General features: G+C 38.4%; 27 protein-coding genes. 7 read left to right on the top strand and 20 right to left on the bottom strand.

Annotation, left to right across the window (positions count from 1 at the left end):
- Positions 1 to 88: 88 nt before the first annotated feature.
- Positions 89 to 1,360 carry an MFS transporter gene (locus IGI79_RS03115; RefSeq protein ID WP_081277425.1) on the bottom strand — a complete coding sequence of 424 codons (1,272 nt, stop codon included), beginning with the start codon at positions 1,358 to 1,360 and terminating at the stop codon, positions 89 to 91.
- A gap of 91 nt (positions 1,361 to 1,451) precedes the next feature.
- Between IGI79_RS03115 and IGI79_RS03110 the strand changes: the two genes are divergently transcribed.
- Entirely contained in the window at positions 1,452 to 2,231 is a 780-nt protein-coding gene (locus tag IGI79_RS03110; RefSeq protein WP_065096113.1) for a hypothetical protein, read from the top strand.
- A gap of 142 nt (positions 2,232 to 2,373) precedes the next feature.
- Here the strand turns inward: IGI79_RS03110 and IGI79_RS03105 are convergent, their stop codons facing one another.
- The 4 genes from IGI79_RS03105 to IGI79_RS03090 form a co-directional block, all read right to left on the bottom strand.
- Positions 2,374 to 2,721: a DUF1831 domain-containing protein gene (locus IGI79_RS03105; RefSeq protein ID WP_010736189.1), complete on the bottom strand. Its 348-nt coding sequence runs from the start codon at positions 2,719 to 2,721 to the stop codon at positions 2,374 to 2,376.
- Positions 2,722 to 2,796: 75 nt separating this feature from the next.
- On the bottom strand, positions 2,797 to 3,927 hold the full coding sequence (locus IGI79_RS03100) for a cysteine desulfurase family protein (RefSeq protein ID WP_104776630.1): 1,131 nt from the start codon (positions 3,925 to 3,927) through the stop codon (positions 2,797 to 2,799).
- A 165-nt stretch (positions 3,928 to 4,092) separates the two neighbouring features.
- Positions 4,093 to 5,073, bottom strand: a complete 981-nt coding sequence (locus tag IGI79_RS03095) for a ribose-phosphate diphosphokinase (protein ID WP_019723536.1) — start codon at positions 5,071 to 5,073, stop codon at positions 4,093 to 4,095.
- A 77-nt stretch (positions 5,074 to 5,150) separates the two neighbouring features.
- Entirely contained in the window at positions 5,151 to 6,005 is an 855-nt protein-coding gene (locus tag IGI79_RS03090) for a dihydrolipoamide dehydrogenase (RefSeq protein ID WP_065096112.1), read from the bottom strand.
- Between the two features lie 236 nt (positions 6,006 to 6,241).
- On the opposite strand from IGI79_RS03090, the gene IGI79_RS03085 reads away from it, so the two are divergent.
- Complete coding sequence (locus tag IGI79_RS03085; protein ID WP_195273810.1) at positions 6,242 to 8,149, top strand: M13 family metallopeptidase; 1,908 nt, start codon at positions 6,242 to 6,244, stop codon at positions 8,147 to 8,149.
- A 188-nt stretch (positions 8,150 to 8,337) separates the two neighbouring features.
- On the opposite strand, the gene IGI79_RS03080 is transcribed toward IGI79_RS03085, so the two are convergent.
- The 7 genes from IGI79_RS03080 to IGI79_RS03050 form a co-directional block, all read right to left on the bottom strand.
- Complete coding sequence (locus tag IGI79_RS03080; protein ID WP_396349504.1) at positions 8,338 to 8,424, bottom strand: putative holin-like toxin; 87 nt, start codon at positions 8,422 to 8,424, stop codon at positions 8,338 to 8,340.
- 301 nt (positions 8,425 to 8,725) lie between these two features.
- Entirely contained in the window at positions 8,726 to 9,088 is a 363-nt protein-coding gene (locus IGI79_RS03075; protein ID WP_195273811.1) for a hypothetical protein, read from the bottom strand.
- Between the two features lie 13 nt (positions 9,089 to 9,101).
- Positions 9,102 to 9,839, bottom strand: a complete 738-nt coding sequence (locus IGI79_RS03070; RefSeq protein WP_195273812.1) for a hypothetical protein — start codon at positions 9,837 to 9,839, stop codon at positions 9,102 to 9,104.
- Positions 9,840 to 10,557: 718 nt separating this feature from the next.
- The gene (locus IGI79_RS03065; protein ID WP_023519187.1) at positions 10,558 to 11,109 is read right to left on the bottom strand and encodes a cysteine hydrolase family protein; all 552 of its coding nucleotides are present in this window, start codon (positions 11,107 to 11,109) and stop codon (positions 10,558 to 10,560) included.
- 12 nt (positions 11,110 to 11,121) lie between these two features.
- Entirely contained in the window at positions 11,122 to 11,814 is a 693-nt protein-coding gene (locus IGI79_RS03060; RefSeq protein ID WP_195273814.1) for a 5'-methylthioadenosine/adenosylhomocysteine nucleosidase, read from the bottom strand.
- 17 nt (positions 11,815 to 11,831) lie between these two features.
- Positions 11,832 to 12,116: a cell wall synthase accessory phosphoprotein MacP gene (macP, locus tag IGI79_RS03055; RefSeq protein WP_010736198.1), complete on the bottom strand. Its 285-nt coding sequence runs from the start codon at positions 12,114 to 12,116 to the stop codon at positions 11,832 to 11,834.
- Positions 12,117 to 12,128: 12 nt separating this feature from the next.
- Complete coding sequence (locus IGI79_RS03050) at positions 12,129 to 12,692, bottom strand: NUDIX hydrolase (RefSeq protein WP_034688952.1); 564 nt, start codon at positions 12,690 to 12,692, stop codon at positions 12,129 to 12,131.
- Between the two features lie 217 nt (positions 12,693 to 12,909).
- Here IGI79_RS03050 and IGI79_RS03045 point away from each other — a divergent pair, with 217 nt between their 5' ends.
- Entirely contained in the window at positions 12,910 to 13,566 is a 657-nt protein-coding gene (locus IGI79_RS03045) for a 5-bromo-4-chloroindolyl phosphate hydrolysis family protein (protein WP_023519185.1), read from the top strand.
- An 89-nt stretch (positions 13,567 to 13,655) separates the two neighbouring features.
- Complete coding sequence (locus IGI79_RS03040; RefSeq protein WP_010736201.1) at positions 13,656 to 14,855, top strand: toxic anion resistance protein; 1,200 nt, start codon at positions 13,656 to 13,658, stop codon at positions 14,853 to 14,855.
- Positions 14,856 to 14,918: 63 nt separating this feature from the next.
- Here the strand turns inward: IGI79_RS03040 and IGI79_RS03035 are convergent, their stop codons facing one another.
- The 4 genes from IGI79_RS03035 to sapR form a co-directional block, all read right to left on the bottom strand.
- Positions 14,919 to 16,298: an APC family permease gene (locus IGI79_RS03035; protein ID WP_019724164.1), complete on the bottom strand. Its 1,380-nt coding sequence runs from the start codon at positions 16,296 to 16,298 to the stop codon at positions 14,919 to 14,921.
- 43 nt (positions 16,299 to 16,341) lie between these two features.
- A complete protein-coding gene (locus IGI79_RS03030; protein WP_438845709.1) occupies positions 16,342 to 17,208 on the bottom strand; it encodes a GRP family sugar transporter in 867 nt (288 codons plus the stop codon).
- 332 nt (positions 17,209 to 17,540) lie between these two features.
- On the bottom strand, positions 17,541 to 18,566 hold the full coding sequence (sapS, locus tag IGI79_RS03025; protein ID WP_010736205.1) for a two-component system sensor histidine kinase SapS: 1,026 nt from the start codon (positions 18,564 to 18,566) through the stop codon (positions 17,541 to 17,543).
- A 17-nt stretch (positions 18,567 to 18,583) separates the two neighbouring features.
- A complete protein-coding gene (gene sapR / locus IGI79_RS03020) occupies positions 18,584 to 19,258 on the bottom strand; it encodes a two-component system response regulator SapR (RefSeq protein WP_010736206.1) in 675 nt (224 codons plus the stop codon).
- 875 nt (positions 19,259 to 20,133) lie between these two features.
- On the opposite strand from sapR, the gene IGI79_RS03015 reads away from it, so the two are divergent.
- Complete coding sequence (locus IGI79_RS03015; RefSeq protein ID WP_010736207.1) at positions 20,134 to 20,964, top strand: manganese catalase family protein; 831 nt, start codon at positions 20,134 to 20,136, stop codon at positions 20,962 to 20,964.
- Positions 20,965 to 21,013: 49 nt separating this feature from the next.
- On the opposite strand, the gene IGI79_RS03010 is transcribed toward IGI79_RS03015, so the two are convergent.
- The 3 genes from IGI79_RS03010 to IGI79_RS03000 all read right to left on the bottom strand — a co-directional run bounded on the left by IGI79_RS03010 (position 21,014) and on the right by IGI79_RS03000 (position 22,575).
- Positions 21,014 to 21,220 carry a hypothetical protein gene (locus IGI79_RS03010; RefSeq protein ID WP_023519183.1) on the bottom strand — a complete coding sequence of 69 codons (207 nt, stop codon included), beginning with the start codon at positions 21,218 to 21,220 and terminating at the stop codon, positions 21,014 to 21,016.
- A 191-nt stretch (positions 21,221 to 21,411) separates the two neighbouring features.
- Complete coding sequence (locus tag IGI79_RS03005) at positions 21,412 to 21,867, bottom strand: arginine repressor (protein WP_010736209.1); 456 nt, start codon at positions 21,865 to 21,867, stop codon at positions 21,412 to 21,414.
- A gap of 57 nt (positions 21,868 to 21,924) precedes the next feature.
- Positions 21,925 to 22,575, bottom strand: coding sequence for a GyrI-like domain-containing protein (locus tag IGI79_RS03000; RefSeq protein ID WP_438845708.1), 651 nt, complete (start codon positions 22,573 to 22,575; stop codon positions 21,925 to 21,927).
- Between the two features lie 209 nt (positions 22,576 to 22,784).
- Between IGI79_RS03000 and IGI79_RS02995 the strand changes: the two genes are divergently transcribed.
- The gene (locus IGI79_RS02995) at positions 22,785 to 24,167 is read left to right on the top strand and encodes an MFS transporter (RefSeq protein ID WP_169058963.1); all 1,383 of its coding nucleotides are present in this window, start codon (positions 22,785 to 22,787) and stop codon (positions 24,165 to 24,167) included.
- Positions 24,168 to 24,341: 174 nt separating this feature from the next.
- A complete protein-coding gene (locus IGI79_RS02990) occupies positions 24,342 to 25,448 on the top strand; it encodes an NAD(P)/FAD-dependent oxidoreductase (RefSeq protein WP_438845707.1) in 1,107 nt (368 codons plus the stop codon).
- A 65-nt stretch (positions 25,449 to 25,513) separates the two neighbouring features.
- On the opposite strand, the gene IGI79_RS02985 is transcribed toward IGI79_RS02990, so the two are convergent.
- On the bottom strand, positions 25,514 to 26,122 hold the full coding sequence (locus IGI79_RS02985) for a LysM peptidoglycan-binding domain-containing protein (RefSeq protein WP_023519180.1): 609 nt from the start codon (positions 26,120 to 26,122) through the stop codon (positions 25,514 to 25,516).
- Positions 26,123 to 26,177 lie beyond the last annotated feature (55 nt).

Genomic DNA, 26,177 nt, shown 5'->3' with positions numbered 1-26,177 from the left:
GCTCACTCTCCTTTATAAATATCGTATGTGAAAACAAAAAAATAGGCAATCAATGCCTATCTTTAAAAAAGAAATTTATTGCTTTGTCTTAGCTATGTTTACTTTGTAATTCTAAATCGTAGTTTCTGGCTGAAGGAACCAGGTAAAGTGCAATTGCGCAAAGTAATGTACCGACACCAGCAATCACAAACAATTTCTCCACGCCAAGAGCATCTGCTAGTGGTCCAGCAAAGATCAAACCGATTGGACCAGGCAGAGACATCAGTGAATTGAACACACCCAACACTCTTCCTAAAATGCTTGGCTCAAAACTTTGTTGGATCATCGCCATGACTAATGTATTGTAGTAAGGCGTAGCCAAACCGGCAAGGGCATTCAACAGAACAAAATAAATAAATCCTTGTGAGGTTGCTGGCAATAAACCACTTGCTGTGACAGATACCCCTAAAACGATATAGGAGATGATCACTAGCTGCATTCGATTCTTAAAATGACCAGAAAAACCAATGACTGCGCCTCCGACTAACATCCCAACGGCGTAAATGACTTCGATCAATCCCGCTTGTCCGACTGTGCCATTAAAATAACCCATGGTCATCAGTGGATATAAGCTTGCGGCAGGCATGAACAACAGCATGAAAACTGCCCCATTGAGCATGATATGCCATAACCCTCGCTTCTCATATAGTTTCTTTACTCCAAATTTAGTATCAGCTAACAAATGAACCGCTTCTCCTTGGATGTCCATCTTGGGAATTACCACAAGAATCAACAATCCTACACCAAGAATGGCACCTAATACATCCAAAAGAATCAAAGCATTCATCGGTACCGCAGCAAATAAAAAAGCACCTAATCCAGGAGCAACGATATAATTCGCTGATTGCACCATACCCAATCGCCCATTGATCCTTGTTAATTCTTCTTCTGGAACCATTGTTGGTAAAATTGATTGGATCGTCGGCATTTGGAATGTCTGTGCGACCGAACGAATAAATAAAGAGACAAACACTAACCAGAGCGGAAAGGTCGACATCACTGTTCCTACAATGGATAAAATAAGTGCAAAGATCGCAACAATGATATCCGTATAAATCAATAATTTTTTCTTATCCCAGCGATCGATCAGTGGCCCAACAAATGGACTTAATAGAACCATCGGCAGCATTCCTAATAATGTGGCAAAACTTAAAATAGTCGCAGAACCTGTTTCTTGCGTCAAATACCAAATAATAGCATATTGAACGACCATACTTGTGATTCCTGATAAAAATTGTCCCATCAAAAATAAATTAATATTCTTTTTCCAGTATTTCTGCATAACGCCTCCTAGTTTTGTATTCTTTCTGTATTTTACCATTCATTTGTCTTATATTTTTTTATAATTATGATTATTTTATTATTGCTTGAAAAACATGGTACACTGTAGAAAAAAACGGGAGGATACACCTATGACCAAGGTTAGTTTTCACACAACGATCACTGCTTCTGAAACACAGATCCAATTAGAGGAAGAACAAATCCAACTCTCTATTTGTTCAAAGCCAGTAAAAGAAATAGAAAATTCTTTTTATCTTTATTACTTAGACAAAAAGTGTCTGGCAATTGGTACAAAGATCCGCCCAAAATCCTTTGACCAAGTCATCACTATCCATTTACCATGGGATCTTGAAGCAGATTATTTTATGTATCTAATGAATAATCAAGCCGCCGAAGCTGGTCTAACATTAGAAAAAGACAAAGATTTCAAAGAAAAAATCCCAGTTGAAGCAACCAAAAAATTAGCCCCAACTGTCGAAAAGGTAACGACTGTGTTGACGACTTTCGGCTATGGCTTCGCTCCGCTTCCTGAGACGAAAAAGAGACCTGCCAAAGCGCGTCATCGGTGGACGAAACAAATCAGCGAGATTCCTTTTACTGTGGAATTTCGTGGTAGCAAGGCAACACTTTACTGGATCAGTCGCAATGAGATGTTGATCAAAGCTGGCGCTACGTTATTACTTGATGCCCCTTTGAATAAAGATGGTTCGGTTAGTTATGCCGCGAAATATGGAGATAAGATGCGGGCTGACTACCAAGAGCAGATCAAAGATGGGAAAGTTGTGGAGGATATCATCGTCAAAAGTGTGAATGAAGCTAGCCTATTACTGTATTATGGCGGAACAAATAGTTGGCTAGAACTAAAAGATGCCCAAGGAAAAACATTAGATGAATGGTCAAAAGTTGAATGATCATTGACCGATAAATAAAAAAGTACCCAAGCGCTAGGAAGGACAGTTACGCATGCTCGCCGTCACATGAAGACGATACATGCACTTGTTTTTCTAGTGTTTGGGTACTTTTTTGTTTTTCTTTATTGTGTCACATGAGTGCTTAGCCTTCTACTTTTTCAAATAGTCCACGACTGATCATGCTATCCATCAAGAAATAAAACTTATCTTGACTCATTTTTTGCTTTGGATCTTTAAAAATATCGACTGCACGCAAGCCATTGGCTGTCGTGATCGACATCTTCATTGTCTTGATGTCTTTCGCAACCGTGATTTTTAATTTAAAACCTTCTTTGCTTTGTGGTGTTGCATCAAGCGGACGAATCAATTGATAGTTCCCGCCGTTTGTTTCTGTAAAGCCATTGTCGCGTAATGTGTATCTTTTTGCATCTGGATGTAAACGGTAGCTAACTGGAGAACCGAGTACGGACGCTGTTTGTTCAAATGCCATCTTTTTCACCTCAGTAAGTTTAGTTTCCTCTTTATTATAAAAGTTTCTAACTCGTTTTACTAGGTTTTTTAGCGCTTAGATTGCTTTGACTAAACCATCAGCAAATCGTTGGACTTCTTCTTCTGTATTCCCATAGCCAAAACTGATGCGGATGGATTCTTTCAAGAATGGTGTTCCTTTTCCATACATGGCTTCTAGTACATGAGAAGGTTCGATATTTCCAGCAGTACATGCCGAACCGATCGAGATCGCAAAGCCTTGTAGATCCAATTTCATCAACAATAGATCGTTGACGATCCCTGGAATACGTAAATTCAGTACATGAGGTAATTTATTCGTCAAATCTCCATTGATTGCATATTCAATCTCATTTTCTGTCAATTTATCTAAAATCAGTTGTTGGAAGCCCAAGTATTTTTTATTACGTGCTTCTCTTTCTTCCAGCGTTAATATTTCTACCGCTTTCGCTAATCCACAGATCCCCGCTAAGTTTTCTGTACCGGCACGGCGTTTTTCTTCTTGTTCTCCCCCTAAAAGCAAAGGTGGGATATTTACGCCATCTCTTTTATATAAAAAACCGATTCCTTTCGGTCCATTGATTTTATGACCAGATATGCTCAAAAGATCGATTCCTAACTCTTGAGGATGAATCGTTTGATTACCATAAGCTTGAACAGCATCCGTATGGAAATAGGCTGGATGTTCTCGTAAAATTTCACCGATTTCTTTGATTGGTAATAAATTACCGATTTCATTATTTCCGTACATGATCGATACTAGAATCGTGTCTTCTCTTAAAGCCGAACGGAAATCAGCGATCGAGATATTTCCTTTTTGGTCAACTGGTAGATATGTAACCTCAAAACCCTTTTTTTCAAGATACTTCATCGTATTTAAGACTGCTGGATGTTCAATAACTGTAGTGATTAGATGTTTCCCTTCATTTTGACGTGAGAATGCTGTTTCAAGAATCGCAGTATTATCACCTTCCGTTCCGCCACTGTTAAAAATAATCTCATGCGGGCGGGCGTGCAAACTATCTGCCACGATTTGTCTAGCATTTTCTAATTTTTCATGAGCCATCCGACCAAATCCATGAATGCTCGAAGGATTGCCAAATGTCCCTTCCATGATATCCATCATTTCTTTGATTACCAACGGATGCATCGGCGTCGTCGCTGCATGATCTAAATAAATATTGCCCAATGTATTCATCCCTTTCAAATAGAACTAGGCACATTCTAGCATAGAAATAGCCAGTTACCAAAAATAAACTTAGACAAAAGGAGGATTTTTTAGTAGATATGTCCAAGTTCTTAGCAAAAAACACCATAAAATGACCTAAATTCCGTCATTTATGGTGTTTCATTTTTATCTAAAGCTCTTCTCTTCCAAACGGAACAGTGGGCTCATTGGCGTGTTTTCATGGATACGTTTGACGGCTTCACCCATCAAGTTTGAACAAGTGACGATCGTCAAGTTTTCAGGGTGACGGTCTTCTGGTGTATACACAGAATCAGTGATACAGATATCTTTGATTGGTGCTTCGTCCAAGATCTCTTTTGCAGGCTCTGACAACAAGCCATGGGAAGCACAAACATAGATATCTTTGGCGCCATTTTCTTTCAAGACTTTGGCTGCTCGAGCGAATGTCAATCCAGTATTTAAAATATCATCAACCAGTATACACGTTTTTCCTTGAACATTCCCGATCACGTAACTTGCTGCTGTCCCTTCGACTTCTTCGTCCGCATGATCAACGATCGCTAACGTACTATTCAAATACTCTGATAAGCTACGCGCGCGTTGGACACCACTGTTCTTTGGTGAAACAACGACAATGTCATCGCCGACCAGACCAAGTTCACGGTAATAATGCGCAAATAATGGCATTGTAAATAAGTTATCTACTGGAATATCAAAGAATCCTTGTACTTGCACCGTATGCAGATCTAAGGTCAATACACGAGTTGCTCCTGCTTCTTCAAGCATGTTCGCAATCAATTTTGCTGTAATTGGTTCATGGGGCTTCGCTGTACGGTCTTGTCTCGCATAACCATAATAAGGCAACACCACATTGATCGTTTTGGCACTTGCACGTTTCATCGCATCGATCATGATCAATAATTCCATGTAGTAATCATTGACTGGTGCATTCGTCGATTGAACGATGTAGACATGGTCGCCACGGATACTTTCTTCAATGTTGATTGAAATTTCTCCATCACTAAATTGTTTGACTACACTTTTCCCTAACTCTGTTCCAAATACTTTGGCGATTTTTTCTGCTAACGGTCGATTCCCATTCAAACTAAAGATTTTCAACGTGTCGTCCTGATACTTTTTACTCATGACATCCTCCCAAACTTCTCTATTCTTCGATAGTTTAACATATTTCGTTCCGTATTTCTGGTATTTTCTGAAAATAATCAAGGAAGTGAGACTGTTCCATTTCCCCAACTTGCAGGAATCACTTTATTTGTGTTTCCCCAATTATCATGGACTTTATAATAACGCTCACCAGAAGCTGATTCATAGTAAGCATAAGCAGTGACCCAATGATTGCCGTAGGTACTGCCTAGCAATCTTAAAATACCGATCATCACAGGTTTTCCTTCGCGAATCCGCTTTGTTGCTCGTTGCCAAGAACCGACTACTGTACTTCTGGCATAAATCGGTTGTTGTTGTGTTCTAAAAAAGGCTGAGATCCCTGTACTTACTTGGATAGGTACGGTAGGCAAGCCTAAAGGTTGGATCGTTTTACGCAGTTTTTGGATCAATTCTTTCGCATCGCGGGAATCTTTTTGACGAATAGCTGAAGGAATCAGATTCGGCATACGATAATCTTGATAGTAGGCAAGTAACACTGCTGCCGCATAAGTGCCACAAAGATAACCAGACGTTGTTCGCCACTTTTTATAATTCAAGAAACGTTGCTCTGGCAAGCCTACCCAACAATCAACTAAATAAGTCGTTGGCGCTTGTTGCGCCCACTTTGCCAGAAGTTTATCGATCAGCTCATCGTCAATTCCTTCTGCATTTATACTGGCTTCTTGCCACATAGTGGATGTTGCAATGCTTGTTGAATAGGCGTTTACCGCTGTCATAAATTCGACTGGTTTTCCATGAGGATCAACGATCAAATAACTCTCATTTTCAAAAATCACTGCTAAATAGTATTCGTTTTCCTGTTTCCTTTTGAGCAGACGAAACTCACTGATTCGCTCTGTTTTGCCATCGAGCGTGATTTCTTGCCATTTCCCACTTACTTTACTCAGAATCAATCACCTCCACCTACATTATAAGGGATAGTCCTAAAAAAATAAATCAGAGTGACTAATGGTCGATTGCGCGTTTTGAACATTTTTCCTGATTCGTATGTAAAATGATTTTAGATCTTGTTTGCAAAAGAAACCGATTACAAAACTTGTCGCTTTGAAATAGATTTTACATTCCATTTGTTTATTCTGCTTTTTTGTTAGATAATGGGCACACGGAACTAAAAAGGAGCGATGATTCAATGAACCAAGAACGTTTGAAACAAGATTTTTTTGAAGCAGTAAATGAAGAATGGTTAAAAACAGCAACAATTCCTGCCGATAAGCCAGCAACTGGTGGGTTTCAGGATTTAGTTGATGGCATTGATCAACTAATGATGCGAGATACAGATGAGATGTTAGCTGATCCAACAAAAGTTACATCTGATAAAATGCGTCACTTCCTTGCTTATTATCAACTAGCAAATGATTATGAATATAGAGATCAATTAGGTGCGACACCTTTAAAACCTATCCTCGAAAGGATCGAGCAACTCACTTCCTTTGACGAATTAAATCAGCAATTTCCCGAATGGACATTGGACAGTTTACCGTTACCTGTTGTCTTAGATGTGGATGCAGATATGAAAAATGCGCAGGTCAATGCCTTTTTCGCTTCACCACCCTCTTTATTTTTACCAGATAAAACTTATTATGAAGCAGAACATCCAAATGGTGCTCAATTATTGTCCGTCTTTTTTGATATGATGGTCCAACTTTTAGAAATGACAGGAAAAGAAAGAAGTCAGGCAGAAGCAATCGTCGAACAAGCGATCCAATTCGATAAATTGATTGCGCCTCATGTTAAAAGCGCGGAAGAAAATGCAGATTATAGCCAAATGTACAATCCACGTACCTTTACTGAATTTACGGCATATACCGATGCTCTTGACTTAACTACCTTGACCACTGGCTTGATCGGCACACGTCCAGACCAAGTGATTGTTACTGACCCTGTCTACTTTGAACATTTAGCTGAACTTTTGACGACACCACATTTCCGATTACTTAAAAGCTGGATGATCGTAAAAACGGTGCGTTCACTAAGCAGTTATCTATCTGAAGATTTCCGTCAAGTCAGCGGGATCTTCTCTCGGACTTTATCAGGAACCGATGAAGCAATGCCACAAAAGAAAGCAGCTTACTACCTTGCTTCAGGACAGTTTGATCATGTGTTGGGCGATTACTACGGGAACAAGTATTTTGGCGAAGCAGCGAAAAAAGATGTCGAAAAAATGGTCAAGAAAATGATCAATGTTTACCAAAAACGACTCGAAACGAATGAATGGTTAAGTGATGCGACACGAGAAAAAGCAATTGTGAAATTGAACAAATTAGGCATCCAAGTCGGTTACCCTGATAAAATCCCTGCCTTGTTCGATGCGTTCCAAACAGTTCCCGCAAATGAAGGTGGAACCTTGCTTTCAAATGCGTTGAACTTTAGTCATCTAACCCTAAAAGACCGTTTCAGTAAATGGAACAAGCCTGTTGATCGTGATGAATGGGAAATGAGCGCGGATACAGTCAATGCGTACTATCATCCATTCCGAAATGTGATCGTTTTCCCAGCTGCGATTTTACAAGCACCATTTTATAGTTTGGAACAATCTAGCTCGGCAAACTTCGGCGGAATCGGTGCAGTCATTGCCCATGAGATTTCCCATGCGTTTGACAACAACGGCGCGAAATTTGATGAATTCGGTAACTTGAATAACTGGTGGACAGAAGAAGACTTCGCTCATTTCCAAGAAAAAGCGCAAGCCATGATCGAACAGTTTGACGGTGTACCTTTTGCTGATGGCACAGTCAATGGAAAACTAACCGTTTCTGAAAATATTGCAGATGCTGGCGGATTAAGTTGCGCACTAGAAGCTGCAATGACAGAAGACGATTATTCAGCAGCCGATTTCTTCATGAATTGGGCGACAATCTGGCGTACAAAAGCGAAAAAAGAATACCAACAATTACTTTTACAAATCGATGTTCATGCACCTGCGAAACTTCGGGCGAATATCCAGCCACAAAACTTAGCAGAGTTTTATGAAACATTTGCGATCACTGAAGAAGATCCCATGTATCTAGCACCTGAAAAACGTGTGCATATTTGGTAAATAATTCCCTAACAAACTATGCGTATGGGGCAAAAAAATAAATTCATTTACAAATTCATTTTTGTTTCTGATTTAAATTCAAATAAACGGTGTTCCAAAAGCTAACCTTAGTTAAATAACAAGTCAAAAGAGTATAGAGCAGACACACCAAAATGTTTGCTTTATACTCTTATTTTTAAAGTTATATTTCATTGTATTAACGTCTTAAAGTTAATAATCAGCAAAACTAACGTCGCGAAAGTAATCATCAGTTGAATTGCTTCAAAACTTGACACTTGCCTACCCCCTTCTAGGGATAAAGCTATGAATCATAGGCATCACCCCTTTTTCAAGAGATTAGCCACCATCTTTTCACTTCTCCTATCAACCACAAACAGAAGTCTGAATCTGAAAATAATGGAAAATTACCGATTCTTCTTATTTGTTATATTCTTCCATTCATTATTAATAAATAAACACCAAAAAAAGGAGTGATACGTTAGTTCCCTTCCACCACCTAACGGCGGAAACAGAATTAACCTCTTCGGAAATAAGGCTGAACTCTTCTGTCACGACCCCTTTTTATCTAATCTTCTTTTAGTGTAGGGAAATCCCTTTTTTTGTTTTTATAATCAATCTAGCAAAAAAAATAATTAAAAGAACTCCTAAAATAATAAGATAAGGTATTAGTGTAAAGGTTATTTTTTCTAATCCTAAATAATCAAACAACTTTTTCAGTAAATAATCACTCAAAAAAATGGTAAAAAGAGATTTAAGCGTACCCCAGCCTTTATTAATTGGTATCAACCCAATCACAACACCAACAACAATCGCAACTCTAAAATAAATTTCATCGAGAGTAAATGAATGATTGCCTTTCCAAATAAATTCTAAGATTCCTTTTAAAATAAACAGTAAAAGAAATACACCTACGAAATATATGGAATCCAGCTTTTTCATCATTTCACCTTACTTACATTGTTTTATGTTGTGTTCCATAGTAAACAGTCTGTGAATCATTCCATAGTTCACGAACATATAATCCAATCCAACCATTTCCACTTGTATCCAATGCTCTAGCAATAGCATCTCCAGTACTTAACCCTTTTGCACCCATGTATCCAAGTGCCCATTCAGCAGCTTTTGCGGTAATTCCAAAAATACCTGCAAAAAAAGAAACTACTGCTCCAAACGAGACATCAGTAAGTAATGAAAATACAGCTGTCCCTACTGCAAGATTAGTATATCTCCAAGCTGTATAGTGATTTCTTGGACTGATACTGGATATATCATTAATATCACCGTTCTCATTCAGTGCAGCTAATGAAAAATGATGGGTCTGTGTATCGTATTCACCATTGTACCCTTTAATTGTTTTTTCAACAATAACTTCTGTAGCTGTTCTCGTAACAGCTACAATTTCTGAAGTTACAGGATTTGAAATTTCAGTAGCTAGTACATTTTGATTTTCATCAATTAACATAGTGATTTTAGTATTACCATCATAAGAAACATCAATACTAGAATTAAGGTCTTTGTTGGCAACCGTTTTATTAAATAATTTAGATTCTGGTAAACTAGCATTTGTATCAATTTTTGTTCCAATCTCATCAGCAAAAATATCATTACTTAATCCTAACATAGGTGAAGCAGAAGTCGCTGCTAACATAAGAGTCACAGTAGATAACACAACAAACTTTTTAGTATTCATTTAATTAGCCTCCAAATGTATATGTTTTTTATTTTGATACACAACCCAGAAAGCGCTTACTAAGTTAATTTAATTAAAACACAAAAATATTTACTTTTAATAATAATTTGTGTTTTTTAATCAAATATATATAACTTTATAATATAATTCATATTGTCATTTATCATCTGGAAATTTTCGATAATTATAATTATTTAATTTGCAATAATCACAGGAATATTTATAATTTCAACCTATTACCAAACTTGCAAGTACAGCTATGGGGCTAAATCACTTTTTTCATTTCTACTACTCTTTTAATAGTTGAAATGGCAATACTAACACTGAAAAGAAATGGAAAAGCACCAATAACTATACATTAATAATATTGAAACATCCAATAGTTCAGAGTTTACACTTTGAAATTTTCTCCAGATTTCCAAATCTTCTTTCAGTTGCTACATCACACTACTTCCTCTCCACTAAAATACAAAATATTGTTATTTTTAAAAATTTATCCTACCAACTTATTTGTCATCTTAAATTTTTATAAACGTCCCAAATGAATTGAAAATTTATCTTGGATTATACCTGTGTTTTATACATGATATGAAAAAATATACATCAATTGCTTATTCTAGTAACTAATCCTATAAAAACAACTTCATTATTGTGTTTTGCCGATAGAAATAGTGGATAAAATATTCGATCGAATATTTTATCCACTATTTCACTCTTTCTATCCCTTAATGATCTCCGCACCAAGGGCTGTTTGAAAATGTTTCAATGCCCAGTCATGTCCGATTGGATCAAAGCTGGCAACTGCATCTTCGTAAATAAATAATTGATAGCCTAGGTTATAGGCATCGACTGCTGTATGCAAGACACAGATATCTGTACAAACACCTGTCAAATAAATCTCTGTAATCCCACGTTCCCGTAAACGAATGTCAAGATCTGTTCCACTGAATGCAGAATAGTGACGTTTATCGATCCAATAAACATTGGCTTGTGTTTGATGTTCCGCATAAATCTCTTGCAATGAACCATACAGATCGCGGCCACTGGTTCCGACTACATTATGTGGTGGAAACAATTGGTTTTCCGGATGAAAAGCATCTTCGGGATCATGTGCATCGATCGCAAATACGACAAATTCTTTCTCATCAATAAACTTTTTTGTATACTTCGTTAAAGCTGGTTCAATTGCCTGACCGCTCTTTCCAGTCGTCAATTTCCCATCATCTGCCACAAAATCATAGGTGTAATCAATCGAAATCAATGCTTTCATTCGGTTCACTCCTTATACAAGATGTTTGACAAATTCAATGACCATTTCAGCTGAACGTTTCCCTGCTTCTTCGATGAATTCGTCAAAGCTTTGTGTCGCTGAATGGTCCGCAGTATCACTCATTGCTCGCACGATCAAGAAAGGAATATTGAATTGTTGCGCCGTTTGACCGACTGCAGCCCCTTCCATCTCACAAGCAAGTGCTTCAGGGAAATTGCCTAAGATCTCTTGGACTTTGACTGGCGAATCAATAAATGTATCTCCTGTGACGATCAAGCCTTCTTTTGCATTCAAGTTGGTTGCTTCTGCGGCTCTTTTCATTTCTGAACGTAAATACGTGCTTGCTTCATAATAAAGAGGCATACCTGGTAATTGTCCTGGCTTGTAACCGAACCCTGTAACATCTGCATCAAAATAGGCAACTTTGTCAGAGATCACTACATCCCCTACACGTAGACCTTCACCAATGCCGCCAGCTGATCCGGTATTGATGACCATGTTGACACCATATTGTTGGATCAATAGGCTTGTTGTGATCGATGCCAAGACTTTCCCGATACCTGAACGTACAACAATGACTTCATGATTGCCTAATGAGCCTGAGATAAACAGAGCACCTGCTCTTTCCCATGATAAGGGTTGTCCTAGTTGCTCTCTTAAAATTTTTACTTCTTCTTCCATTGCTCCGATGATTCCAATTTTCATTTAGTTGTTCCTTCTTTCTATATAAATGCAACTGCCAGAAAAACGATGGCTAACAATAAAATGACGATAACCAAGCCTTTCATCAAAACAGCATTCCATTTACGTGTTTTTTCTCGTTCGCCCGCTCTTGTTTTCGTGATTGGCTTATTTTTCTTTTGTTCTTTACGATAAAAACTCGCGATCTTTTTTTCTTCTTGTTTGTACGTAGCTTCCGCTTTTCTTTGTTTTTTTAATGATTCTTGTGCTTGTTCTTGCTGTCGTTTACGGATTTCGCTACGTGTGACTAGCGGTCCTTTGACCATCAATCGATCCCTCTACTTTCCTTTGTTCATTGATTCCCAGTATTGAATCGCATAAATCGTTTTTGCATCGCAAATGACTTGATCTGACATCGCTTGTTTTGCTTCTGCTAAAGTCAACGCATAAAGTTCCAATACTTCGTCCTCATCTTGTGCGAGAGGCTGTTCCACTTTTTCGATATTTACTGCATGATAGATATGCAGGAGTTCATTCGCAAATCCTGGTGACAAATACATAGAAGTCAAATGCTCCAAACGCTCTGCGCGGTATCCAGTTTCTTCTTCTAATTCTCTAGCAGCAGTGATCTCAGGCGCTTGTTTTTCTCCTGGATCAATTTTACCAGCTGGTATTTCGAGGATCACTTTTTCTAAAGGTTTGCGGAATTGTTTGACTAATAGTAGACGATCCTTTTCATCAAAAGCAATGATTCCTACACCACCGGGGTGAAAGACTAATTCACGCTTCCCGATATTTCCATCTGGTAAGCGAACATCATCCACAGCGACATCAATGATCGCTCCATGATAAATTTCTTTTCGTTGAATCGTTTTCTCTTCAAACTGTTCATATTCAAGCATCTTTTCCCCTGCTTTCTTTTGTCCTATAATAACTACTTTTTTTGTTTTTTTCAATTTTCTTTTTGATTTCTTACTTAGTTTACCATATCCAAACCTTAGAAATTCTATAAACTCATAAAATCCACCTTTAGTCCGATACTATTTATTAAGAAGGTTGTGCTAAAATAAAGAAGTAGATGAGTAGAGTGGACAATGAATATACACGGAGGTTTTTAGGATGATTAAAAAGAATTGGAAATGGATCGTAGGTTTACTCTTAGTGATACTGTTCTTCAGTTATAATGATGTATCGATCATATCAATGATCTTGTTAATTGGCGCAGTTTTGCTGATTTGGGGGCTTTTTGGTTTTCGTAAAAAACCTAAGGATAAAACAGCTTTACCAAATCTATCTGACAAATTAGCGACCCATTATAGCGAAAACGGCATGACACCGAGTGAAATCTCTTTTTTCAGAGAAACGATGAATCAAACAAAAAATGAAATCGAACAACTAGAAAAAAATATGTACGAAACGGCAAAGCTTAAAGCGATCGATCTTCGTCACGAACCTGTAAAAGCAGCAAAAGGTTTGTTCAAAGAACTCGTAAAAGAACCCACTCGATTGCACGATGCGAGTCAGTTCCTTTACACCCACTTGCCAAACCTAGTGGATTTGACAAACAAATATATTGAGATCAATGAACACGAGATCAAAAACAAACAGACCTATCAAAAACTGGAAGAAAGTACCCAGATCATTGATCAACTTGCTTCATTAGTCGCGAAAGACTATCAAGATTTCGTTTCGGAAGATTTGGAAGATATCGATGTAGAGATATCTGTTGCGAAACAAAGCTTAAAGCGTGATAATAAAGATGTACCAGAAGAATAAGCACGTTTATTTCTTGGACTCGGAACACTTAGACACCGTCTGATTGTTTCGGGTACTTTTTCTAGCTTAATCGATAAGGAGGAATTTTAATGGAAAATAATCCACATGAACCAAAGCACGAAGTAACCCCTGTAAATGATACTTTAGAAGATTTATTGAATAATCCTTTTTCGACACCCGTCGATAAATTGACTCAAACACAACAAAATGAAATCAATGCACTTCAAGAACAGCAAACTGCTGCTCGGCTGATTGATAAATTACCTGCTGAAAGACAAGAACAAGCCAAACAATTGGCTGAAAAAATCGATGTCACTGATTCTCAGTCGGTCATCAGCTACGGTTCAGCTGCTCAAACAAAATTAGGTGAGTTCTCACAGTCGATGTTGAATCACGTACAAGCACAAGATATCGGCCCAGTCGGTGATTCATTGACTGAACTGATGTACCGCCTTCAAGAAGCAAATCCAGATGAATTACGTGCAGGAGAAGGAAATATTTTCCAACGCGTATTCGGTAAAGTCAAACAATCGATTTATGAAGTCACTGCCAAATACCAAAAAATCGGTGCGCAAATCGACAAGATCTCAGTCAAATTAGACAAAGAAAAAGATGGCCTATTAAAAGACAATCTGATGTTAGAACAACTTTATCAAAAAAATAAAGATTATTTTGATGCGTTGAACATTTATATCGCTGCTGGCGAATTAAAAATGGAAGAATTACAGACAAAGATCATTCCAGAAGCCATGCGAAAAGCAGAAGAAACAGGGGATCAAATGGATGTACAGATCGCCAATGATTATACACAGTTTCTTGATCGCCTAGACAAGCGCACTCATGATCTACGCTTAGCCAGACAGATCACGATCCAACAAGCGCCACAGATCCGTTTGATCCAAAATACAAACCAAGCATTGGCAGAAAAGATCCAAGCATCAATTGCTACAGCCATCCCATTATGGAAAAACCAAGTGGTGATTGCGTTGACCTTGCTTCGACAAAAAGATGCAGTTACAGCACAACGACAAGTTTCTGAAACAACCAATGATTTATTGAAGAAAAACTCAGAAATGTTGAAAATCTCTGCCATCGAAACTGCTAAAGAAAATGAACGTGGCATCGTGGATATCGAAACATTGCAAACCACACAAAATGATTTGATCGAAACGATCCAAGAAACACTTCGTATCCAACAAGAAGGAAAAGAAAAACGTCGTCATGCAGAAGTTGAACTTGGCCATATGGAAGAAGACTTGAAACAAAAATTACTCGATTTAACGCAATAACAAATAGAATGAAAAAACCTTGTATCAGCAACGCTGCTTGATACAAGGTTTTTGTTCATATTTTTATTTTTCGGTATTCATCTTACTGTGTTTGTAACCATAGCCAAAGTAAATCACTAGGCCGATCACCATCGTAATCCCAAAGACTAACCAAGTCACCGCTTGTAAACGTGACATCAAGACTAGACAAGATAAGATCGAAATGATTGGTAAAATCGGTACCAATGGCACTTTGAACTCGCCTGCTTTTGGTTTGCCAAACATTTTACGTAATTTCAGTAAGCCTAGACTAACTAACATTAGATAAGCCAATGCCATGATGTTCGTCAACTCTGCCAAGATATTCAATGGGAAGAATCCTGCGAAGAATAATGCGGCGATACCTGCTGCATACGTCGCTTTCTTCGGTGTGCGATGTTTCTTGTCGATTTCTGTCATGAACTGTGGTAACAAGCCATCTTTACTTACTGCAAACAATAAGCGAGCCAATGAATACATCATGGAGATCGTCACAGTCAATAAGGTCAAGATCGCGCCAACGGCGATGATCGCTCCTACTGTACCATGTCCTACATAACGCATCGCGAATGCCACAGGATCATTTACACCTAATTCTGTATAAGGCACGATCCCTGTTAAAATCAATGTCACGATGATGTACAACACGGTTGCGATCAAGATCGAGCCAATGATTCCACGTGGTACATCTTTTTGAGGATTTTTTACTTCCTCCGCAGCCATCGCTACCGCATCGAATCCTAAGAATGCGAAGAAAACTAATGCTGCGCCATCTAAGACACCTTCAAAGCCGAATGGTGTGAATGGTTGCCAATTCTCTGGTTTAACAAAAAAGATTCCTACAATAATAAATAATGCAATGATTCCAAATTTCACATAAACCATCATGTTGTTCAATCGTAACGCTTTCTTCGCTTCCAAAGAAACAATGTATGTGACGAAAATCACAACAAGCACCGCAATTAAGTCGATGTATGTACCATTGGCTGGATTATATCCACCTGTTAGCGCCGTTGGTAAGCCAAAACCAAGACTTTCAATAAACCCTTGTACATAACCGGACCAACCTGACGCAACGGATGAAACGGCCAATAAGAACTCACCGATCAATAACCATCCAGTCAACCAAGCGGCAAACTCACCGAATACGACGTATAGATACGCATATGGTCCGCCAATCACTGGTACCCGCGAAGCAAATTCTGCAAAACTTAGACCAGATAAAATCACAACGATCGCTGCTAAAACAAACGATAATGATAGTGCCGGACCTGCATTTTGGTTTGCTGCCACTCCTGTTACAACAAATATACCTGTACCGATGATCGCGCCAATACCAAGCATGATCAAATCGGATGTTTTTAGTTCTTTCTTCATCTCACTCGTATGATTGAGACTGATTTCTTTCTTACGAAACAAATCCATTAAATTCCCTCCCCCTGATTTTTGAGTATATAAAAAAACAGCTTTACGCTGTTTTCATATACCCTAAAAGGATACCACCAAAAATAACTAAAAGGCAACCTACAATTACAAATATAAGCTCTTTTTTTGTCTTTTTCTCCCCTAAGATAAAAATACCACCTAGAGTTGAAATGATGATTCCCATTTGAGAAAGAGAGAAACCGACTGCTAGTCCTAATGACTTAACGGTCAATAGCATACATACGTTACCGATTCCCCATAGCAATCCACTCGCCATATTTTTCCAAACATATTGATCAACTTTTACTTTTCGGAAAGCAAAGAAACTTGCCCCTAAGATCATACCGATACTTTGCGGTAAAATAATCGACATCGCATCTAAATTCGCCCAGTTGATGATGATCGTATAGACACCATAACCTAAAGTAGAATAGATCAATGCCCTGAATCCTTTACCAAAATCAAGCATTTTATTATCTGTATCGACTTTTCCTTCATCATCTTGTCGAGCAGTCAAATACGCACCGCTTACAAGAAGAATCAGCGCTAAAATACCATAAACGTAATCTTTCGTTTGTGTCCATTCATGGAAAAAGACAGCGCCCGCAATCGTATTCAAAATTAATTGAAAACCAGTGGATAACGGCAATCCTACAGATACTCCCATGAATTTCATCCCATGAAACTGCCCATTTTGTCCGACACTCCACGCTAGACCAGATAAAAATCCAATCAATGTGATCCATGGCGTGATCGTTGGATTAACGATGAAAAAAGCAACGAGTGAAAAAAGAAATGCACCGATCGTCATCCCTAATGTTTGTTGATTGGCATCGCCACCGATCTTTCCACTGACTAAACCAATACTTCCCCACGCGACCATTGGGACTAATGCGATTAATAATTCCATAAACATTCTCCTTCTTTTCAATGTCACATGTTATAGAACATATCAACGAAAACGTTAACAACACAAGAGTTATTTTTTATTTCTCACTTTTTTCTAACTTAACTTCATTGACGTTTCTATGAAGTTCAATCAGTCACTAATAAATCCATAAACAAAATCAACTGTTACCTCGAAAATTCTTCTACTTTCGGGGCAACAGCCGATATATAACTATATTAAAACTTTTCCAATCATCATCTAAGGTCAACACGCTTCTCTCATAACCAAATCAGACAATGTTCAACCGGTAGTTCCTTCAGAAATAAGTGTGAATATGTCGCAATCCCATTTTTTCAGCGTTCTTCTTGGTAAAAACTCAAGATAGGGAAAAATAAAGACATGGTCGTCCCTTCTCCTTCAATCGAGTCGACAGTGAGAGAAATCCCTAATTTTTCCGCTAGATTTTTAGCGAGGTATAATCCTAGGCCAGTAGAGTGAGTTTTGCTCAGACGGCCATTCGCACCTGTGAAGCCTTTGTCAAAAATCCGTCCAACATCTTCTTTCGGTATACCGATGCCTGAATCTTTGACAGAAAATTTTACGCCTTTTGTCGTCTTCTCGATCAATAGTTTGATCTCGCCTTCATCCGGCGTATACTTAATGGCATTACTAAGAATCTGTTTAAAAATAAAGGCCACCCATTTCGAATCTGTCAAAATCGTTTGATCTTCACCTATCACTTCATACCGTATTTTCTTTTGGATAAAATAATTTGCTTGGCTACGAATCACTGGTTGGATGATACTCTTGATACTGTATTCTTGGATCAAGTAGTCTCTTGAAAAACTATCCAAGCGCGCATAATACAATACTTGTTCCACATACTCATCGATTTTAGACAACTCATTTTCTAACAATGTATATTTTTGATCATCGATATCAAATTCGATCGATCGTACTAACAATTCTGAAGCCGCTACGGGTACTTTGATTTCATGGACCCATGAATCGATATAATCTTTTTGATCTTGCTGGTTCGTGATGGCTTCTTGCATCACTTCCTGATGTTCACGTATCAGTTGATTGATATAATCTTCTATCAACTTCTCTTCCTCTGTATGTCCACCATCTAAATAATTTTGCAAGGGAGAATTTTTTTGTAGATTTGCCAATTTTGCCCACCACCGACGTTTACTCAAGTAACAGACAAGTAAAAAAAAGATTAAGAAAACACCTTCGATCAATGTTAAGTAAGCAATCGTGGCCCAATCGACCGTTATATTAGGGGCTAACCACATCACAAAAATCGTCAATAAAATAAAAAATATCCAGCCGACGATCAGCGACCATTGATCTTTCAAATACTTAAAAAAGTTCATAGTTGTATTTCATCCTTTCAGGGAACAATATACCCCTGGCCGACTTTTGTTTCGATATAATCGGTGATCCCTGCCTGTTCGATTTTACGACGTAAGCGATTGATGTTGACCGTCAGTGTATTGTCATCGACAAACCGTTCATCATCCCACAACGCACGCAACAATTTTTCACGAGTCAAAATTTTCCCGTGTTGCTTCATTAAAATAAACAACAAGCGATACTCATTCTTACTCAAATCGATCATTTCACCATTAATCTCCATACTGCCATTATCGACATTCAACGTGATTCCATTATGGGTCATCATTTCACTCGACAACTCACCATAATTATATGAACGACGCAACAAAGCATTGATTTTAGCAATCAAGACATCGATTTGAAACGGCTTCGTCACAAAATCGTCTGCCCCCATGTTCATCGCCATGATCATGTCCATATTCGTATTACGACTTGAAATAAAAATGATTGGGACTTTGGAAATTTCTCGTATTTTCTGGCACCAATAATAACCATCAAATACTGGTAAATTGATATCTAAAAGAACAAGTTGTGGTTCTTCTTTCTCAAAATCAGCAAAAACCTGATTGAAATCTGACGTTCCATAGGTTTCAAATTGCCATTTCTCCAACTCTTCCATAATCAGCTGACGAATGATCTCTTCATCTTCCACTACCATAATTTTAGCCATGATATACCTCCGATGTTTTTCTTGTATTAACCATATCAAAGAAGCAAACATTCTACAAGTAACAATAGGTTGTGAGAAAGTCGTTCAGCTCCAAGTATTAAGACGGAAATTGAGAAAATAGCTTCTCATATTTTTTCAATTTTTGACTTAATATCGTAGGAGTTGGCTTTCGAACACCGTTTATCAAGGTTGTGACAAAAACGTTTTGACCTGAGCAGTAAGATGGACAATCAGAAAATAGCTTTTCATATTTTTTGATTGTCCATCTTACTGTTGAAGGTCAGCTTTTGGAACACCGTTTATCGAGGTCGTGAAAGAAGCGATCAGCACTAAGGCATAAGCAAAAAAAAGCGAAAATGGCTCTTTCATTTTTGATTTTTTTGGCTTAGGACCGAAGTGTTGCTTCTTGAACACCGTGGATCATAGGTTGTGAGAAAGCCGTTCAGCTCCAAGTATTAAGACGGAAATTGAGAAAATAGCTTCTCATATTTTTTCAATTTTTGACTTAATATCGTAGGAGTTGGCTTTCGAACACCGTTTATCAAGGTCGTGACAAAAGCGTTTTGACCTGAGCAGTAAGATGGACTTAAAAACAATCGTTCTTTGATGTGACCATCTCTTCTTTCTCGTTACTTACTTTCCGTTAACAAAAATGAGAATACAATTGGAAATTATCAATAGTTATCATTTATAAACAAAAAAATTCCATTGAGCTATTCCTAATATTTTCTTTTAACGAAGTCATTCTCACAGAATCAAACATTGATAAATCAACGTTTATAAAATAACTCCAATATCTAGAGCGTTTCCTTTGAAATTTTTTCCATTACATATAACAATAGTGATGTATTAAAAATTGATTAGGAGGAGATTTGATGTTTAGACACCAAAAAGAATTACAGTTTGAGGCAAAACCAGATCGTCCGAATCCATTAATCGCAAAATATTTACAAGAATTGATTGGCGGACAGTATGGTGAAATGAGTGTAGCGATGCAATACCTTTTCCAAGGTTGGAGCTGTCGTGGGGAAGAAAAATATAAAGATATGCTGATGGACATTGCAACAGAAGAACTTGGACACGTTGAAATGTTAGCGACAATGGTTGCACGCTTACTTGAAGATGCACCTGTTGAAGATCAAGAAGAAGCAATGAAAAAAGACCCAACGATTGGTGCGATCATTTCCGGCATGAATCCTCAACACGCTATTGTAGCTGGCTTAGGACCTCGTCCTGCGGATAGCGTTGGTAATCCTTGGAGTGGTGGTTATATTGTTGCTAGTGGGAATCTACTTGCTGATTTTCGTGCAAACTTAAACGCAGAATCTCAAGGAAGACTACAAGTGGCACGTATTTACGAAATGATCGATGATCGTGGCGTAAAAGACCTACTATCAGTTTTATTGGCTAGAGACAGTTATCATCAAAACCTTTGGGCAGCAGCTGTCAAAGAATTAGAAGAAACAGAAGGCGGTATTCTTGTTCCTACGACTTTCCCAAGAGAAGAAGAACGTAAAGATATTGCTTATGATTTCTATAACTTTTCAGAAGGTGACGAAAGTAGCGAAGGTTCTTGGGCAAAAGGTAAAGCTCTAGATGGTGAAGGGGAATATCAATGGTTGGAAGAACCTAAGATCGAAGGCAAAGCACCTAAATTAAAACCGGTAACACCTAAAATGTACGGTACCCCTCCCAAAAAAAAATAAATGAGACTTAAAAACTGATGCCTTATATTAATGGGCATCAGTTTTTTTATTACTCTATCAACAATATTCCGTCTTCGACGATCTTACCAAAAAATAGGAAAATACTACTGGTGAATAACAAGGTCATGTTCACACCAAAATAAATCGCAATTTTTTCTAGGTAATTTTTGATCTCTTTTATTTTAATATACATAAATGCCAAAAAATTGACGCCGTAAACTAAAATCGTCAGAAAAATGATCATGTTTGTCATCACTGGACTGCTCGCCCCTCTTTCACCTGTATACTTGTTCAAATTGATTGGAGCTTTAGAATGATCCAGATTGTAAAGACACCCTTCCAATCATTACGTACCATTCTTGCAAGTCCAGTATCCATGGAATTTAGTACGATTTACACAACGTCAATATGTTTAGCGCTTCCATTGATCATTAGACTAAACGTGAGCTATTCTCTCATTTGCTCTAATTTTTCAGCGAAAGCCTGGGCTTCTTCTTCTGTGCGACAAATAATAATGAACGTATCAACGCCGGCAATCGTCGCAGCCACTTCTGGATAATCCACTTCATCTAACCAGTTTGTTACCACATCCGCACCATCTTTTTCGGTCAAGACAACGATCATGAATTGAATTCGTTGAATTCGTAATACTTCTCGTTTGACCGCACTTCGCAAGCGATCTTCCATCAAAGAATCCGCTTGTTGATTGAATAACGCATAGCGTATTTGTTTATTCTCATCTTGGATTTTCACAAGTTTCAACTCACGTATATCTCGTGAGATCGTTGCTTGCGTTGCATTGACCCCATTCATCTGCAAATGATTCAATAATTCCTCTTGCGTACCGATGGCATGCTCAGTAATCAATTGGCGAATCAATGATTGTCGTTGATTTTTTTTCATACAAAAAACACCTCTTCGTATCTATTATAGCAAAAAAACAGGGAATCTTTCTCTCTTTTAGTTGATGTCTGACACTTCGACTGATTTGTCTTGTTCAACGGTTACTCGCAAAATCGTCTTTAATTTTTCTGGTGCCGTCCTTCTGGGATCGCTCATATAGATTTCTTTATGCTCTTTTGAAGTTCGGCGATAGCCTTTTTCCTTGAGAAATAAAGCCAACTTTTCAAATGTTTCTGGTTCATCGTCGTAGGAACCAATGTGTAAGATCTGTGCCACAAGGCCTTCTTCAATCGACGTGAAGAAAAGTTGACTCACTAAATCTTCTGGGATTTTACTTGCGGCTCGCGTTAACGCCTCTGAAGCCACTTGAGATGTAACAAAATCCGGTTGCTGGATCATCAACTGATAAGAAAAATGTTCCTTTAACATCACTGGTTCATTCAAAAATTTTTCTTGTAGCCCCCACTGACCTTCTAAAGAATAAACGGTGTAAGGTGCATAATCAGGAATCAACCAGCCACTTTTTTGTGCCATTCGGATCGTATAACTTACAGCATATAAACAGCCTATACGACGCTTGAATTCTTCCCCGTTTGGATCACCTACTCCATTGATACAAAAAAAGTTTTTAGCACGGAGTTTCAGTAGCTGTGGTTTCTTTGACATACGATAACTAGGGTCGGTTTTTCTCCATTCGATTTTTTCCATAGGCCCTCCTTGTTTTCTTCTTCACTACTATCATAACTCTTTTACATTGGATTGGCTAATCTGGTTGACACTATTTTTAGACTTGTGCTAGAATAAGCCGAACGATAAATCGTACAGATAACACGCCTAGCGTGTCGAGAGAGAGGCGGTTTCTATTTTCGAATAGAAATCTCTCTCTTTTTTTACGAAATAATTTAGAGGTGAAAAACATGCAAAAACAAAAACAACTACAATTAATTCCTGCTGTACTTGCCACAGGGATCATGTCATTTGCAGGTGTTTTGATCGAAACCGCAATGAACGTGACCTTCCCAACGCTGATTCAGGAATTTCAAATCAGTACCTCCCAAGTACAATGGGTAACAACCATTTACTTATTAATGATTGCGATCATTGTGCCACTTTCAACTTATCTGACAAAAAACTTTAGCCTGCGAACTCTTTTCTTGAGTTCCAATTTACTATTTATTGCTGGTTTGTTGGTCGATTACTTTTCCCCTACCTTCTTGTTACTGCTTTTAGGACGGGTACTTCAAGGTGCTGCGACAGGGATAGCCTTGCCATTGATGTTTCACATCATCTTGACTTTTGCTCCTATGGGAAAAAGAGGAACGATGATGGGTCTTGGTACTTTAACAACCGCCATTGCACCAGCGATTGGTCCTACGTATGGTGGGATCTTAACTGCTAATTTCTCATGGAGTCATATTTTTCTCTTTCTATTACCAGTGTTACTCCTTTCACTTGGGATTGGCTTATACGCGATTCCTAAATTTAAGGTGGAAAAATCTGGCCGCTTAGATTTACTCAGCGTCCTTGGTATTAGTCTGATGTTCAGTGGAAGCTTAACTTTTCTAAGCATGTTCAGAGACTGGATTGGCTGGGCATCCTTAGTCATCGCCATTTTAGGATTCATCCTTTTCTATCAACGAACAAAAAAAGCCGATCATCCTTTGATCCGACTTGAAATTTTTAAAAACCATACGTTCCGCTTATTCTTATTTAGCTTTTTAGTTTATCAATTTTTATTACTTGGTGTTTCTTTTGTCCTACCGAACTTTGTCCAAATCGTCCAAGGGAACAATGCCTTTGTCGCAGGTTTAGCTATGCTTCCAGGTGCAACGATTGGTGCCCTGTTATCTCCTTTTTCAGGAAAGCTACTCGACCAACATGGACCTAAAAAACCAATTTTCATCGGTCTCTTGTTTTCACTTGTTGGCTGGACTACCCTTGTCCTGATCTTAGGTCATGCATCATTAGGTTTTTTGATTGCCTGTCATTTCTTCTACATGATCGGTATTGGTTTGTCTTATAGCAATATGATGACTACTGGAATGAATGCTTTATCGATGGAATTACAAGGTGATGGCAACGCCGTATTCAATACGTTGCAACAATTTTCTGGAGCTGTCGCTACTACGTTGGTGGCTGTGATCATCAACTTTTTCCAAGATCATCGTTCAGATAGTTATGAAGCAGCAACAACGTTAGGATCAAAAGTTGCTTTAAGTGTCCTACTTGGCTTGTTGATCATTAGTTTAATCCTATTTATCCGCTATATGGTGCAAAAACCTAAGCAAATACAAAATTAATAGATAAGGAGGTGTGAGAGAATGAAGCTCACTCCTCCTTTTTTTGTCTCTAACTTTATCAATAATCAGTTTTCACCATACAATCGTTCGGATGAAATAGAAAAAAATCCTTGGATAAAATATTGTATCTCTAATGATTCTATGAGATGGTAGATAAGTAAAGGAGGTTTTTCTATGGAAAAAATTGCTATTATCGGTGGTGGCATCATCGGTATGACATTAGCCAACTATTTAGACACCTCTAAATTTGAGGTGACCTTATTTGATGCAAAAGAAGGACAAGCCACTCGCGCTAGTGCAGGCATCATCTCGCCTTGGCTTTCAAAAAGACGAAATAAACAGTGGTATCAGTTAGCAAAAGATGGTGCGGCTTTTTTCCCAAAACTAATCCAGGATCTATCACTTGATGATTCCATCTATAAACAATCCGGCACACTGATTTTTCGCCAAAAAGAAGCTTTGGAAGATCTTGCTGCACTTGCCGAACAACGAAAGAAAGACGCACCAGAGATCGGTGAGATTTCGCTGCTGAGCGCTGAAGAAACGACAAGGACTCTCCCATTGCTAAAACCATCACCTGCTTTATTTGTGACTGGAGGGGGGCGTTTAGACGGTCATGCCTATCTATCTCACCTTGCCACACGCTTGGAGAAACAAATGGTCAAAGTAATCTCTGAACGTGTCCAGTTACGCAAAGAAACCGCACACTGGGTCATCTCTGGTACTTTTGGACAACTTGACTTTGACCGAGTCATTCTAGCGCCTGGCCCTTCATTAAAGCCGTTACTGGAGCAGATTGGCTTTCATGCTGATATTCGTCCACAAAAAGGACAGCTGATCGTTTTTCAAACACCTTATGCGAACAGCCAAGAATGGCCTGTTGCCATGTTAGAAGGGGAAGCCGATTTTATCCCATTCAACGATGGGACTATACTAGTTGGCGCCACCCATGAAAATGATGCGGGTTGGGATTTGGTTCCTACCGAATCTGCTTATCAGCAATTGATAAAAAGTACAGTGCCATTTTTAGCTGAACCCGATCAGCTTGCTACATGGAAACACACCATGCGAGTAGGCACACGGGCGTACACCTCCGATTTTGCGCCGTTCTTTGCACCTGTTCCAGATGAACCAAGCTTGATCGCCGCAAGTGGCTTAGGCTCCTCTGGTTTGACTACTGGCCCTTATATCGGCTATTTGATTGCAGAGTATCTCAACACAGGCATTTGGCAAGGCGACCATTATCAAAAACCGATTGATACGTACCTTTCAAGATTATAAAAGAAGTAAAAAAAAGAGGCCTACTTGCGTAGCCCTCTTTTTTGGATTTATGATTGATGGTTATCTTAGTACCAACCGTTTGCTAACCAGAATGCTTTTGCAGCATCCCATGAACCATAGCGTCCAGCAACGTATTCTTCTACAACACGTTCTTGGTTCGCTGGTGAGTAGTCACCGTTCAAATATGCTGAATCTAATTGGTAACGTCCGATGTAACGGCCGTTTGTTGCAGTGTAAGAACCACCTGATTCTTTTTGTGCAATCCATTCTTTCGCAGAGTTGCTGTTTGTTGTTACAGTAGTTGTAGCTGGTGCTACTTCAACTGTTTCAACAGGCGCAACGTATGTATATTCTTGCGCTGGTGTTTCTGTTACTACAGGAGTTTCTACTTTTTCAGTTGTTGGTGCTACTTCTGTTGTTTTTACTGATGAAGCGTCAGTTGGAATTGTTAATTCTTCACCAACGAAAATGCGGTTGATATCGTCAATCGAATTTTGCTCTGCAATAGCTTTGATCAGTGAATTGTCACCTGCAAATTTTTGTGAGATTTTAGATAATGAATCTCCAGCTTTTACTGTATAGACTTCATCTGCATGAGCAGTAGTCCCTACAAACATTGCAGTTGCTCCAGCGGCAACAGTTGTCCCCAAAACGATCTTTTTAATTGAATTCATAGTAAGCTCCTTTTTTTCTCTTTGATTTGTTTCAACGTCACTAACTTTATCATCT

The sequence above is a fragment of the Enterococcus sp. AZ084 genome, from assembly GCF_051714905.1.
GTDB lineage: Bacteria > Bacillota > Bacilli > Lactobacillales > Enterococcaceae > Enterococcus_B > Enterococcus_B pernyi.
The sequence above is the reverse complement of the archived record's forward strand: the minus strand, read 5'-3'. Positions and strand labels throughout refer to the sequence as shown.

Bases quoted from the DNA above. Each gene is read 5' to 3' on its own strand.
- IGI79_RS03115 (WP_081277425.1), bottom strand. From the start codon at position 1,360: ATGGTAAAATACAGAAAGAATACAAAACTAGGAGGCGTTATGCAGAAA.
- IGI79_RS03110 (WP_065096113.1), top strand. From the start codon at position 1,452: ATGACCAAGGTTAGTTTTCACACAACGATCACTGCTTCTGAAACACAG.
- IGI79_RS03105 (WP_010736189.1), bottom strand. From the start codon at position 2,721: ATGGCATTTGAACAAACAGCGTCCGTACTCGGTTCTCCAGTTAGCTAC.
- IGI79_RS03095 (WP_019723536.1), bottom strand. From the start codon at position 5,073: ATGAGTAAAAAGTATCAGGACGACACGTTGAAAATCTTTAGTTTGAAT.
- IGI79_RS03085 (WP_195273810.1), top strand. From the start codon at position 6,242: ATGAACCAAGAACGTTTGAAACAAGATTTTTTTGAAGCAGTAAATGAA.
- IGI79_RS03075 (WP_195273811.1), bottom strand. From the start codon at position 9,088: ATGAAAAAGCTGGATTCCATATATTTCGTAGGTGTATTTCTTTTACTG.
- IGI79_RS03070 (WP_195273812.1), bottom strand. From the start codon at position 9,839: ATGAATACTAAAAAGTTTGTTGTGTTATCTACTGTGACTCTTATGTTA.
- IGI79_RS03065 (WP_023519187.1), bottom strand. From the start codon at position 11,109: ATGAAAGCATTGATTTCGATTGATTACACCTATGATTTTGTGGCAGAT.
- IGI79_RS03060 (WP_195273814.1), bottom strand. From the start codon at position 11,814: ATGAAAATTGGAATCATCGGAGCAATGGAAGAAGAAGTAAAAATTTTA.
- macP (WP_010736198.1), bottom strand. From the start codon at position 12,116: ATGGTCAAAGGACCGCTAGTCACACGTAGCGAAATCCGTAAACGACAG.
- IGI79_RS03050 (WP_034688952.1), bottom strand. From the start codon at position 12,692: ATGCTTGAATATGAACAGTTTGAAGAGAAAACGATTCAACGAAAAGAA.
- IGI79_RS03045 (WP_023519185.1), top strand. From the start codon at position 12,910: ATGATTAAAAAGAATTGGAAATGGATCGTAGGTTTACTCTTAGTGATA.
- IGI79_RS03040 (WP_010736201.1), top strand. From the start codon at position 13,656: ATGGAAAATAATCCACATGAACCAAAGCACGAAGTAACCCCTGTAAAT.
- IGI79_RS03035 (WP_019724164.1), bottom strand. From the start codon at position 16,298: ATGGATTTGTTTCGTAAGAAAGAAATCAGTCTCAATCATACGAGTGAG.
- IGI79_RS03030 (WP_438845709.1), bottom strand. From the start codon at position 17,208: ATGGAATTATTAATCGCATTAGTCCCAATGGTCGCGTGGGGAAGTATT.
- sapS (WP_010736205.1), bottom strand. From the start codon at position 18,566: ATGAACTTTTTTAAGTATTTGAAAGATCAATGGTCGCTGATCGTCGGC.
- sapR (WP_010736206.1), bottom strand. From the start codon at position 19,258: ATGGCTAAAATTATGGTAGTGGAAGATGAAGAGATCATTCGTCAGCTG.
- IGI79_RS03015 (WP_010736207.1), top strand. From the start codon at position 20,134: ATGTTTAGACACCAAAAAGAATTACAGTTTGAGGCAAAACCAGATCGT.
- IGI79_RS03005 (WP_010736209.1), bottom strand. From the start codon at position 21,867: ATGAAAAAAAATCAACGACAATCATTGATTCGCCAATTGATTACTGAG.
- IGI79_RS03000 (WP_438845708.1), bottom strand. From the start codon at position 22,575: ATGGAAAAAATCGAATGGAGAAAAACCGACCCTAGTTATCGTATGTCA.
- IGI79_RS02995 (WP_169058963.1), top strand. From the start codon at position 22,785: ATGCAAAAACAAAAACAACTACAATTAATTCCTGCTGTACTTGCCACA.
- IGI79_RS02990 (WP_438845707.1), top strand. From the start codon at position 24,342: ATGGAAAAAATTGCTATTATCGGTGGTGGCATCATCGGTATGACATTA.
- IGI79_RS02985 (WP_023519180.1), bottom strand. From the start codon at position 26,122: ATGAATTCAATTAAAAAGATCGTTTTGGGGACAACTGTTGCCGCTGGA.